10 protein-coding genes and 1 riboswitch are annotated in these 13,122 nt (G+C 36.5%); of the genes, 2 read left to right on the top strand and 8 right to left on the bottom strand.

Annotated elements, in window-relative coordinates; all coding sequences use genetic code 11:
- Positions 1 to 95: 95 nt before the first annotated feature.
- Together MHH66_RS11045 and MHH66_RS11040 are read right to left on the bottom strand one after the other, a co-directional pair.
- A complete protein-coding gene (locus tag MHH66_RS11045) occupies positions 96 to 1,301 on the bottom strand; it encodes a M20 family metallopeptidase (RefSeq protein ID WP_063217983.1) in 1,206 nt (401 codons plus the stop codon).
- 88 nt (positions 1,302 to 1,389) lie between these two features.
- Positions 1,390 to 1,491, bottom strand: a riboswitch (SAM riboswitch).
- 75 nt (positions 1,492 to 1,566) lie between these two features.
- The gene (locus MHH66_RS11040; protein ID WP_078185556.1) at positions 1,567 to 3,876 is read right to left on the bottom strand and encodes an AAA domain-containing protein; all 2,310 of its coding nucleotides are present in this window, start codon (positions 3,874 to 3,876) and stop codon (positions 1,567 to 1,569) included.
- Between the two features lie 111 nt (positions 3,877 to 3,987).
- On the opposite strand from MHH66_RS11040, the gene MHH66_RS11035 reads away from it, so the two are divergent.
- Together MHH66_RS11035 and MHH66_RS11030 are read left to right on the top strand one after the other, a co-directional pair.
- On the top strand, positions 3,988 to 4,380 hold the full coding sequence (locus MHH66_RS11035; protein ID WP_078185555.1) for a VOC family protein: 393 nt from the start codon (positions 3,988 to 3,990) through the stop codon (positions 4,378 to 4,380).
- Between the two features lie 275 nt (positions 4,381 to 4,655).
- Positions 4,656 to 4,979 carry a hypothetical protein gene (locus MHH66_RS11030; RefSeq protein WP_078185554.1) on the top strand — a complete coding sequence of 108 codons (324 nt, stop codon included), beginning with the start codon at positions 4,656 to 4,658 and terminating at the stop codon, positions 4,977 to 4,979.
- Between the two features lie 52 nt (positions 4,980 to 5,031).
- Here MHH66_RS11030 and MHH66_RS11025 read toward each other — a convergent pair whose 3' ends face one another.
- From MHH66_RS11025 to MHH66_RS11000, 6 genes are all read right to left on the bottom strand, one after another.
- Positions 5,032 to 5,364, bottom strand: coding sequence for a DUF1904 family protein (locus tag MHH66_RS11025; RefSeq protein WP_002142404.1), 333 nt, complete (start codon positions 5,362 to 5,364; stop codon positions 5,032 to 5,034).
- A 286-nt stretch (positions 5,365 to 5,650) separates the two neighbouring features.
- Positions 5,651 to 5,956, bottom strand: a complete 306-nt coding sequence (locus MHH66_RS11020; protein ID WP_063217986.1) for a monooxygenase — start codon at positions 5,954 to 5,956, stop codon at positions 5,651 to 5,653.
- A 169-nt stretch (positions 5,957 to 6,125) separates the two neighbouring features.
- Complete coding sequence (locus MHH66_RS11015) at positions 6,126 to 6,476, bottom strand: DoxX family protein (protein ID WP_063218028.1); 351 nt, start codon at positions 6,474 to 6,476, stop codon at positions 6,126 to 6,128.
- A 257-nt stretch (positions 6,477 to 6,733) separates the two neighbouring features.
- Entirely contained in the window at positions 6,734 to 7,153 is a 420-nt protein-coding gene (locus tag MHH66_RS11010) for a MarR family winged helix-turn-helix transcriptional regulator (protein ID WP_063217987.1), read from the bottom strand.
- A 485-nt stretch (positions 7,154 to 7,638) separates the two neighbouring features.
- A complete protein-coding gene (gene cypD, locus MHH66_RS11005; RefSeq protein ID WP_078185553.1) occupies positions 7,639 to 10,836 on the bottom strand; it encodes a bifunctional P-450/NADPH--P450 reductase in 3,198 nt (1,065 codons plus the stop codon).
- A 505-nt stretch (positions 10,837 to 11,341) separates the two neighbouring features.
- Positions 11,342 to 12,820 carry a DHA2 family efflux MFS transporter permease subunit gene (locus tag MHH66_RS11000; protein WP_063217989.1) on the bottom strand — a complete coding sequence of 493 codons (1,479 nt, stop codon included), beginning with the start codon at positions 12,818 to 12,820 and terminating at the stop codon, positions 11,342 to 11,344.
- Between the last annotated feature and the right edge of the window lie 302 nt (positions 12,821 to 13,122).

Raw genomic sequence — 13,122 nt, 5'->3', positions numbered from 1 at the left:
GGAAAAATTCTTTTATAATATAATAAAACCAGCCACTGGTTCTTTTTTCATTCAATTTCCTACTAAAAAATCCCGAGTATAATTCTCCTTCTTCCCTATCCTTGATTCTTCCGCGCCTCCCTAAACTCCTCCTTCACCTTCTCTAACAAACCTTCTTCTGTAATTAATCGATACGCTGTATTCGCTAGTGCTTTTGCCGATGTAATTAATGCTTTGTCCCCGAGTTCTGAACGAGCTGCTTCTCTAAATTCATTCGTATGTGCAATTAAATCGTCTGGACCGATTTTAATGTACGGATGAATTGTCGGTACGACTTGGCTTACGTTTCCTGCATCCGTTGAGCCAATTCCTACTCTTTCTTTACGGTTTACCTCTTCACCTAGTAGTTCTAACTCTTCCGCTACGACGTCATTAAATGTTTTTGTTACGAGTAGTTCATCGATTTCATTTTGGAATTGATGAATTTTCACTTTTGTGCCTGTTGCTAACGCTGCCCCTTGTGCGATGTTTCTTACTTTCTCTGTTACTTCCGCACATCTTTTTCTCGTTGCTGCGCGGATGAAGAACCTTGCTGCGGCGTAGTCAGGAATAATATTAGGTGCTTTTCCGCCCTCAGTAATAACACCATGAATTCTCACATCTGACGGAAGTTGTTGGCGAAGTGCATTAATACCGTTATAAAGCTGGATAATCGCATCTAATGCGTTAATTCCTTCTTCTGGTGAGGCCGCTGCATGAGCTGTTTTTCCGTAAAAATGAAAATCAAGTGGATCGACCGCTAGTGATGGACTCGTTGGAGCTGTTTTTCCGCTCGGATGAATCATAAGCGCCGCATCAATGTTTTTAAATAAGCCAGCTTTCACATAACTCGATTTTGCGCTACCATTTGGCCCGCCCTCTTCTGCTGGTGTTCCGAACACGACAACTTCTCCGCCGATTTCCTCAAGCGTTTCTGATAACGCGATCGCTGCTGCAACGCTAATTGTTCCGATTAAATTGTGACCACACGCATGACCGAGTCCTGGTAAAGCGTCATACTCAGCTAAAAATGCGATAACTGGTCCTTGTTTCCCGGAACTTTTCCGCGCGATAAATCCTGTTTCATGACCAGCTATATTGTGCTGCAACTGAAATCCTGCGCTTCCTAACAACAAACTTAACGTTCTTGATGCGTAAAATTCTTGGTTACCAATCTCCGGATTCGCATGAATATTATGACTTGTTTCTATGTACTTTTCCTTATTTCTTTCTATACTCTCTTCAATTGTTTTTCTTTGTGACGTTACTCCTGTCGCTCCCATTTTTCTTCCTCCTTTTATTTTCACGTAAAAAAGCCTCTTTCTAAAAGATAGAAAGAGGCTTCTGTATATACAGTCAAAATGAGCTTCTTTCTTATCTTTCAAGTTACCTTGCTGGAATTGGCACAGTATTCATAAAGAATCCGCTGCCGAGGTGTCATAGGGCCAGTCCCTCAACCTCTCGTGATAAGAATTTTCATAAAATTATATTAAATTATTTTCATTCTAAGTTCATTCCAGGCAAAAGTCAAGGAATTCCTATCTGAATTTACCGAATATCTAAAAACCCTTTTAATACGCCAATTGTTTCAGGTGCTTGTAATCTTGCACATATGTACGGAAATTCCATACTTCCTTCAAACATCATTTGAGATGTAAGAGGTGCTCCTGCCCAAAAGATTTCATCATCGATTACTATAAACGGGAACGCTTTGTTTTGCCTTTGTAATTTTACATTTTTTAATGGAACTGGTCCATCACTATACACCGTTATTTGCGCATTTGTACGCATTAACGCTTGCCATACTCGTTTATCTACTTGCCTTGTACTTGGAAGGGAAATGATAATTTTTCGTTTCGCAGCTAAAATATCTTTTAATAACCCTTTCGGTTCTTCAAGATTCATTTCCATAAACCAGCGTAAACGTTTCGAGATTTTTCGCTCCCACAATTGTCTTGATGTCGTGCGATCATACACATCTCCGTGACGTTCTATATGAGCTGTTAATTGCGATAACGCTTGTTTTCTCGAAAGATTTTTACGCATGTAGTGGCAATCTGATAATTGAATGAACTTCCCTCTCGCTCTCGTTACTGCTACATTGACGAGGCGATGGTTTTTATGATCAAAGAATAACACGCCAGGGCGTTCTTGCGGATAACTATCTACCGTATCAAAGATCATCATATCTCTTTCAGACCCTTGAAACTTATGAACTGTCGCCGCTAAAACTGGTATGTTTTGATATTTCGTTTTCTGCAACATTTCTCTAATGCACGTTGATAAAAAGCGGGACTGTGCCCTGTAAGGCGTAACTACACCGATAGATTGAACACCGTCTAACAATCCAATTAACATCATTTGCATCGCTACTAACCCAGACATAATATTAAAACGAGAACCGGAAGCAGCGTCTTTTAAAGAAAAGGCTCCCATTAAGCTCGTATCAAATAAAACACTCGCCTCATTTGCGAACGGTTGCAGTTTCGCAAGTTCTTTACGCTCTGAAACAGATGGATGATCGTACACTCTATTTTTATAAATAAATGAATTCGTAAACTTCGATATATCCGTATGCATACGTCTTTGCTCCTGCAGCATAAAAAGGTTCGGATGTGCTTCTGATTTATTTACAGAATCAACAATCCCTGCATGATAAAACATATCTTCACCGAGCCATTTTCGAACGAGTTCATGGTTCGCCATCGCAATTGGAGGTAACTGTAAAAAGTCACCACAAACGACAATACGTTTCCCAAGTGAAGCAGCTAATGCAATTTGCGGAACATATGCCATACTTACTTCATCTACGACAACTAAATCAAATGTACGCTCATAAATAAGTGAATCAATAGCACATTTCGATAAAGTCGCACCGATTACTTTCGCATTTTCAATGTATTCTTTTTCTACTTCTTTAATTTTCGCTTTTTGCTTTCGAAGATCACTTTCAATCTCTTGTATACGCTTCTTATCAGCAGAAGTCGCTTTATATGATAAAATCTTTTCACGAAGATCTTGTCGTGTCTCTTCTAAATAGAGTCTTTCTTCTCCCCAAGATCCATTCGTCGTTTCAACTAACTTCGATGCAAGTAACGTTTCATGATTTCGTATATGTTCATGTTGACTATAACCGTAACGAACGATTTCACCAGGTGTCCATTTCTTTTTCTTCTCAATTTGCTTCGTTACTTCGCTCATTAATACGTCAACTGCCGCATTACTATGAGCTAACACAAGTACCGATTTTCCTTTTTGATAATGAGCAGAAATAATACGCGATAAATTGTAAGACTTCCCTGTTCCCGGTGGTCCCCACACATACGTTGTTGGATTGTAAAAAGAACGATACGCCAATTCATTTTTCGTATTTTTCATCTTTTCAATATGTTTCGGACTGCTCGTCCCATCAACAAGACGCTTTATACGATTACGTTTTAGCTTATCTTTATGTGCCTCTTTCAATCGCTCTTGTAGTTGTTCTAACAATTGCCACGGTTCACTGTATAAAACGGCTTCTCGTATTTCGCCTTGTATATAATCATTTAACTTCAATTCGATTTCTAATCCATGTACAGATAATACTTCCCCTGTCGCTTCCTCACCATCGAACTCAATTCGAATTGGTGAACCTTCAGGTAAGCTTACTTCCGAAATAAGCTGAAATACGTATACTGTACTTTCATAATCTGTATATAAAAAACGACCGTTAATGATAGAGATTTTACTACCACCTATCGTTTTCCAATGTTTAATTTCATATGCTAATGCATAATGCCACTCTTTCATTGTTTCCGATAATGAAGGAGTTTGAGTAGTTGTATTCATCGTATAATCTCCTTCCTTCTCCCCAAACATACTTTCTCACTATACCATATAACACGCTAAAATTTGTAAGGTTTTTATCTTGCTTATTTTCTTAATTTTCAATAATATATTGTATATAATTTTCAGAAAGAAGGAATCCACATGCCAGTTAGACGAATCGAACACGTTGGACTTATGGTTACAAACTTAGAAACATCTATTTCATTTTATAAAGAAGTAGTTGGCTTACAGCTCATTAAACGTATGGGGCACCCAAATCCAGACTTAAAACTCGCTTTTTTAGGTGTGGAAGAATCGAAAAAAACGATACTTGAACTCATTGAAGGTTACAACTCTTCCCTTCCGGCAGAAGGAAAAGTACATCACATTTGTTTTAAAGTGGATTCATTAGAGGATGAAATCGAAAGACTAAAGAAACAAAAAGTAACCTTTCTACTAGGAGAAGAAATTGAAACATTACCAGATGGAACACGTTACATATTCTTCGCTGGTCCTGATGGAGAATGGATTGAGTTTTTTGAGACGGAGAGATAAAGTGAAACTTTAATCAGTGGGGTTTTGTTCATCCCCCACTGATTATTAGTTGAACCAATCGGGCTTTTACGGGCAGTTGATCCCCACCTAACTTCTGTGCTTCCTCTGGATTTTGAGGTGGGAGTCTTACTGCCCGTTAATGCGGGATAAAGTAAGACTTTAAGATAGAAAAGGAGCCGGAATTCCGGCCCTTTTTTTAACTAGTAACAATAAAACATACCTTCAATCCGAAGGCTTACCTATATTAAAAACAATCATTTTATTAGTAGTAAAGAATGATAAATACAGTCTATATTATTATTTTTTGGATACTTATACTCTTTCCAATCTTGTATGTAATTAAGATAAAGCCTTGGAATTTAAAAGTAGCTGCCGTATTTGTTGGAAGAATTCTATTAGGTATTATCTTTTTCATAAATGGAATAGTATTAGGTCTGCAGCGAAATTGGGCAGAGCCTCCCTATGAAACCGAATGGGATTTCTTTATAAAGTCTTTACTAAACGGAAAAACTGATGCGCTTATACACCTATCACTTCTAATTATTATCATTACTTTGGATTTAGTAATTACATTTTATTATATTAATAAAAAGAAATAGGATGTTCTCTTCTATTTCTTTTCTTAATGTTATAAAAATCTTTCAAATAGCTCTAACTTGCACAATGCTTCCCGTTAATATAATACGCTGATTCTGTGAAAACCGTAAATACAACCTCTACTTCTGGAAGTCCAAAATCCATTACATATGTAGTAATGGCCTTGGCAAATCGATCACGAATTTCCTGTCCACGCTCGAACCATTTCACTTCAATAAGAGGAAACGCTTCTATTTCTTCTCCATTGAATACAAACGTAGAACTTGGTAGTTCCAAGGTAAAATTATCCGTACCACACTCACAGATATCTGCGAGCTCTTCTACTAATGGCTTGCTTATACTTTTTAATTGTTCAATAGTAATTCCACGAAACACAACATGCGGCATGTGAATCCCTCCGTTAGATAGCTTTATATTTGCTCACATCATAACACAATTTATTTTGCTGCACTAACATCTATTGGTACATTTCAATGACATTCTTAAGAATGATCATATGTTATTGAAGCAATACATGTATTGTAACCTAAAAAATAATAAAGGGGTATTGTCACATCGATATCAAACTATCAAAAAGAGATGACCCTAAATTAAAAAACACGCTATTCTTTCTGTAGCATCAATTCAAAAAAGAAGGGATTCCCCCCTTCTTTTTTAAATTCCGTGTCCCTCATTATTTACTATAACCACGATTCAGTTTAGTTAACTTTTCATTGATGTGAAAAATTCTTATTCTAATATCTTTAACACCAGATGCTTGCAGTCTGTTTTTGTGCATTTCGGCATATTTTTCAGCATCTTGTTTTTCTTCAAATACATAGATGCCTCCAGCTTCTTTCGTTTCTTGATTCTCCGTCCATATTTTCGAATGGAATCCTTCTTCTTCATTAATACTTTTTGCTAAATCCCAAAATACTTTTTCCATTTCTTCACCAAAAGGACCTTCAAATGGAAAATCAACTTGTAATAAATATGCCATTTTTATTCACCCCTTTTTCAATTCGAATGCATGTAATACCTTAAATGAATGCTACTATTATTCCTGCATTCATTTAAGATTTCACCTGCTTTTTCACAGACACTTTTATAAAATAATTACAAAATGATAGCAACTTAAACGCGTACATTTTAACGGCTTAAGATTATGTTTAAAAAATATGATACAAACTTACCCCTACACTAAGAACAAACAAAACAAGCGCAGGTATCGCTTTCTTAAAGGGATCTTTCGCTAATACGATAAGAGTTAATGCAGCTGCAAGCATCGTACCGCCTAACAAAAATCCTGCCAATAAAGCTACTGTCGGGAACCAGATTCCTATCAACATTCCAATTGCTCCTACAATCTCAAAAGCCCCAGTTAAGAAATTAAAAAACGAAGGTAAACCAAATCGTTTGAACTCATCTGCCATTTTCCCAGATATAATTTTCGTACCTGTCATTATAAAGAATAGAAACAAAACAACTTTTACAATATTAATTAATATTAAAATAGTAATCACATCTTTCTTATTTATTTGATAAAAACTCAGTATTGCTCAGATAGTAGCTACTATCCTTTCCAATATTAAAGAGATGCAAAGTACATGCTATAGCATGTATAATACAGAAATTTGACTGCAACAAAGTGATCCTGAATCAAACATCATACAAAATAAAGCTATCTCCCCATTCCTTCAAACAAATTACATGCTATAGCATATATAAGACGGAGTGTGTTCCTTATAAATAGTATAGCATCAATAAGGAACACATATTAATAACGTGTATCATACAATTTGTTTAATAATGATTGTAATAATTTGATCTCTTCTTCACTCAAATTACTCGTAACGAAATGGTGAGCGTCTTTCACTACAGGCAAAATTGTGTTTTTTAACTCGTCACCTTTTTCAGTTAAAAAAAGGTTGTGTGAACGCCTATCTTGGTCATTCAAAGCCTTCTTTACAATCCCTTTTCTCTCCATTGACTGTATCATTCTTACGACAGTAGTTTGATCTTTATCGATAGCTTCTGCTAACTCTTTTTGAGTAGTGCCCCTTTGGCTACAAAGAACACTAATAATCCCCCACTGCTCTGGTGTAACTCCAAAAGGCTTTAATTTCTTAGTAAAATAATTAGTCATTTTCACATCAGTACGATGAACTAGATAGCCTATTAAATCATGTAAGTTCATATATCACCTCGATAAATTAAAATATAAAAGGGTATAGCATATCAATCAATTATTCACAGTGCATTTGCTTGTTTTACTTACTATATGCTATAGCATATATATTAATGTAGGTCATTTTAATTGTCAAATGAATTACCTATTGTTTTTCTACGGCAAAATTCATTCAAGCGGTTATAGAGGGTATACCTATCCCCCATCGATTTGACACTGTGCTAGAAACTGTTAAGCCAGTGCGCAAAAGTTTAAATTTCAAATCACGTCAAGAAATTGGTTAACACCATACCCATCAAACTAAGATTATGTAACTTTGGTTTCATATAAGATTTTTTCTTTTTCTACAGTATCAATCCAGCTTATTAAAAATAAGAAAACCCCATATTCAATAAAAAATACAGGGTTTTTATAAAGCAGTTTATTTTGTTTAAAGTTATACTTAGTCGAAAGAAGTTCGTAAATTAAATATTACTTATCTAATTAAGAAGAATTTAGATTCCGGCCCAAACATCTTTTCCATATCGCCCTTCATCTTGCACATGTTCCAACCAATCCCTTGCTTCTTGTTCACTGACTTCATGAATTTCTTGATATGCTTGACAAAGGGTGTCTTCTACGTCAGGAGCCATTTTACTTCCATCACCACATATATAAAGATGAGCCCCATTATCTAATAACGAAATTAAATTGATTCTATCTTGTTTTATTAAATGCTGTACATATGTTTTAGGATATCCTTCTAAGCGAGAAAAAGCTGTGTGTAAAGAGATTAATCCATCTCTTTCATCATTTTCTAGTTCTGTACGATAGAGATAATCCTTTTCAGGATGACGACAACCAAAATATAGATGTGCTTGTCCTAAGTTAATACCTTTTTGCTTTTGAACACGACGCGCTTGCAAGAATCCACGGAATGGTGCAATTCCAGTACCTGGTCCAACCATGATAATTGGTGTTTCTGGATTTTCAGGTAATTGAAAGTTTGATTGTGGCGTTCGAATGAAACAGATAATCTCATCTTTATTATGACGCTGAGCTAAATAATTAGAAGCGACTCCTTCATATGTCCCTACCCCACTCCATGCAGGTGCATTAACAACACCAACCGTAATGCTCAGACGATCCTGTGCAACGAGTGGAGAGCTTGAAATAGAATAGTAACGCGGTTTGAGCGCAGGAAGAAGTTCTAAAAAGCGTTCAAATCGGAGTTCACAAGCCTCATACTTTTCAAGAAGATCCAACATTGAAATACGTTTCTTTAATATTTGTTCATGATAAACTCCCTCTTCCAATAATGATTCCAATTCCTTTTTATGAGGCGGGCATGCTGTAAATGTTACCATTTCTCGTATTTGTGCTCGAGTGGCTGCTTCTTGAACTTCTACACTATAACTAAGAAGGTCAAATAAACTAACAGGACTGTCTAAAGGTATGTGATTTACACTTCGTCCACTTGCACTCAATATGACTTGATCCTTCCCATTTAATCCAAAGCGTTTTAAAATTCGGTTGACATTTTTCTCACTATTAATTGGCAGCACCCCAAGGTGGTCACCTTCTTGATACGTAGCGCCTTCTGGCAAGGATATCTCAATATGTCGCGTGCTTCTTTCACTGCTAGATGATTGAAGTTCACGATTTTCTAGTATAGATGCATAAACTGCTTCATATGTTCGCGCAAGAGGAGATCCTCCAAGACGACTAACAAATTGTAAACTTAATGTACTGCGTTCTTTCTCAATGTTTTTGTTAAGTTCCAATCCAAATGCCTTCATCGCATCAGACCACATACTTTGTTTCCATTGCTCGAGCTGTTCCTCGAAATCACCACTTGCATCCGCTTCTCCACGTGTAGAAAATCTTGTTGCTCCTTTTTGAGCCATTTGCTCATCAATGTATCTTGGAATTCGCTGATAAGTACTAGCCCAATTATGATCTCCACAACCAAAAACTGCGTATTGAACACCTTTTAGCTCATCCGATTTTAATTCCTCCAACCATTGCACAAACTGCCCTGCATTACTTGGTGGTTTTCCATTATAAGAAGAAGTTACAATAAGAACCGCCCCTTCTTTTGGCAGACTTCCAATTCGATCGTTAAGTGCTACCACTTCCGTTTGAACACCTTCTAAACTAGCTGTATCTGCTAGTTCTCTTGCAATACCTTCTGCTACCCCTGTATCCGATCCATACAGAACAAGAAGCGAAAGATTATCGGCTCCAATAATAGAAGGAGTCTTCTGAACTTGCTGTTCGATTTCATCGTTTTTCAGTTTCTCCTCTATAGGCGCAAGAACAGTAGTATGGCTAATAGTTTGATTTCGGGGTAGAATCCTAATTTTAAAATCACCAGGCTTTAGCGTTAATGTTTGTTTTACGTCCAGCTGATAGTCTTGATAATCGATGAATTCAAAATGTTGAAGAAGCATCCCCATTACGAGTGTGGCTTCATGAAGTGCAAACTGCATACCGATACATGCTCGTTGACCATTTCCAAATGGCTTATAAGCATGATGGGGAATCTTATCCAGCTCTTCAAATCGTTCAGGTTGGAATTCTTCCACATTGTCTCCCCACGCGTCTTTATCCCTATGTAGCTGTGGAATAAGAACAGAAATACGATCTTCTCCTTTCTTAATTGGATATTTCCCACCAATCACTGTATCTTCTTTTGCATAGAGACTGAATGCTGGAGCAGTAGGCCATAGACGTAGCGATTCATTTAAAATCATCCGGATATACTTTAATTTCATAACTTGTTGGTATGTTGGAGTGGGATCTGTTAAAACCCTATCTACTTCTTCATAGGCTTTTTTCAATTTATCTGGATTCTTTAATAAAAAATAGATTGCAAAAGATAATAATCCACTTGTTGTTTCATGCCCAGCTATTAAAAAAGTGATAATTTGGAAACGAATATTTTCATCATCTAATTTTTCACCAGTTTCCGGATCCTGCACATTTAACATACGGGAAAGTAAATCATTTTCTTCCTGATTTCCACTACTTTTACGTTCAGCAATAATATTATCTACTAAAGAAAACATAGATTGAATATCATGCTGAAATTGACGTTTCGTTCTCCACATGAGTTTGTCTTCTATATCCAGCCGCTGTAATTGGTGCATCGCCTCATCTAGAGCACGGCTCATGCTAGTAATAAAAGGATGAGGGGTCTCACGATAATAGCTATTAAATCGATAATTAAAACCACATAGACCAATTGTATCCAATGTAAGGCGAGTCATATCCTCCGGAACATCTACGTTTTCATTCGGATTAAGCCGTGCCCATTTTTGAACGAGTTGTACAGCAATATCGACCATCATAGCATGATAATCTTTCATTGCTCGTTGGCTGAATGTAGGCATCAAAATATTATGAGCTTTTTTCCAGTTAGGCTCGTGAGTCTCGCTTGTAAATAATCCGTCTCCAGCAAAGGCGCGAACTTTCGCTAAAGCACCCTCTATACTTTTATCAAATCTTGTTTCGTCACAGACTTCTGCTACCAGTTCATGTCCAGAAACGACAATGATGGTATCACTTAAAGTTTGAATTCGAAAAATGGGACCATACTCTTCCGCTATCTTGATAAAGGATAGGGTCGGTTTATCTTTATCGATTAATGGGAGATTCCCCAGCAATCCATATGTTTTCGGTTGAGGAATGGCAGATACTTTTTTATCCATTAAAAACACCCTTTCAAAAAAGCATGAAATAAAATATCCCATTCAATAAAAAGAAGATAGCAATGAATCGCCTGGGATAAGGATATGTAATTGATTACCTTATTTTATCTTTTCCCGAACTATTCACGATTATGATATTGCTTATAAGGTTGGTAATCTAAGTTGTTTGTTGATATTAGATTTATAACTTGCAGAGAAAATACTAAATTAAAATGAAGCGTATTATTATAATGTTTATCACAAATTGAGAGCTAAAGATTGTAGTATTGGGAAAACTAGTAGTTCCTAATGTCAATTCAAACAAATACGATAAGCAAGTATACTGTGTTACTAATGAAAAAGGATCTGATATGAATATCAGATCCTTTTTACTATATATAATTATTTCACTGGTCCTTTTCCAAGTTTAAATACCAGCGCCTTAGCAGCAGAAATTTGCATTTCTTCATAGTCTAACTAAACAGCAAAAACTTATAGGAATCATGATCTTAAGTTTTATTTTACTCTACCGATTTAACCTCTCCACAGCTTCCGCACTTGTATCTACACGTTTAACGAAAAAAACTAATAGTAGTGCAACAACATTCATGCCAAGCGCTACATAGAATGAATATTGAATTCCGGATAATAAAGCCTTCTGAGTTAACATTGCCTTCGTAGCCTCTGTGAAGGTTGTAGGATCTACATCAACCATTAGACTTTCAGCTTTTGTTTTTGTTACAGAATTCATAATCGTAACAAGAATAGCAGTACCAATCGAACCGGACACTTGTTGAGCTGTATTATTAACAGCTGTACCGTGCGGATTTAAGCGAGTTGGTAATTGATTAAGTCCGTTTGTCATAAGTGGCATCATCACCATCGCCATCCCAAACATCCGCAATGTGTAAATAAGAATAATATGTGTGTGACTAGAATCGAGTTGCAGGTTTGCTAGCATATAAGTTGAAACGGCTGTAATGGAAAGTCCTACTATACCAAGAATACGAGGGCCATATTTATCAAATAGTTTACCTGTAATTGGTGACATAATCCCCATTATTACCGCACCTGGAAGCATCATCAGCCCAGAGCTCAGCGGTGAAATACCGCGGACATTTTGTACATAAGCTGGGGTTAAAATCATACCCGAAAACATGGCCACTGCGTTAACAATTGCAATTACAGACGCAAGTGCAAACATTGGGTACTTGTAAACACGTAAATCCAATAACGGTTCATTCATTTTTAATTGACGGATAATGAAAGTAATTAGGGCAATAGCGCCTATGATTAAGGTCGTTAAGACAACTTTATTCGTCCAACCGTCAGAGCTTGCAGAACTGAATCCATATAACAAACCGCCAAAACCGACAGAAGATAATAATAATGAGAGATAATCAAGTTTTACATTTTTGTTTTGTCTCATGACATTCTCAGATTTCCAAATCCCTAACAGTAAGCTAATGATTGCTAACGGTAAAATCATTTCAAAAAGCAAACGCCAGTCATAATACTCTACAATATAACCTGATAGTGTCGGTCCAATTGCTGGAGCTGTAATCATAACCAATCCAAAAATCCCCATTGCTGTCCCCCTTTTTTCTCTTGGAAAGCTTACTAGCATAATATTCATTAACAAAGGCCCCATGACTGAAGAACCTGCTGCTTGAACCATCCGGCCAGTAAGTAATAAACTAAAGTTCGGTGCTAAAGCCGCTAAGGCCGTACCAAGAATAAAAATCACCATAGATGTAATAAATAAGCTCCTATTGGAGAAGCGGGTTATTAAAAATGCTGATGCCGGAATTAATACACCACTTACAAGCATATACCCTGTAGAAAGCCACTGGATCGTTGAATAATCTTTAATATCTAAATCCTTCATTATTGATGGCAAGGCCACATTTAAAAGCGAGTTATTTAGAAATGAAACAAATGCCCCAATAAAAAGGATTACAAGCATTAAATATGGTGGTTTTCTTTTATGTAATGTTTCACTCATATATTCATTTGCCCCTTCATTATAAATTCCATTGATTCGTTTAAATCTTTTGCATATCTGCACAAGAACACATTGTCCTTGCAGTATTTTGCCAAACTCTTCGAATGGGTATTCTCTTTTTAGCAATTCTACTTGCTCAACATAACATTTTAATTTTTTTGTTGATTAAACCTTTATAAACACGTTTGTTAACCGAAATTAAATTAGGCTGAAATAAACAAAAGGAGCAACTGAAAATACCCTTCTAAAAGCCCCCCATCTAACTTTTTTGCTTTCGCTGAATTTTGAGGGGACGGTGTCTT

This window comes from Bacillus sp. FSL H8-0492, from assembly GCF_038006145.1.
Taxonomy (GTDB): Bacteria; Bacillota; Bacilli; order Bacillales; family Bacillaceae_G; genus Bacillus_A; species Bacillus_A mycoides.
The sequence above is the reverse complement of the archived record's forward strand: the minus strand, read 5'-3'. Positions and strand labels throughout refer to the sequence as shown.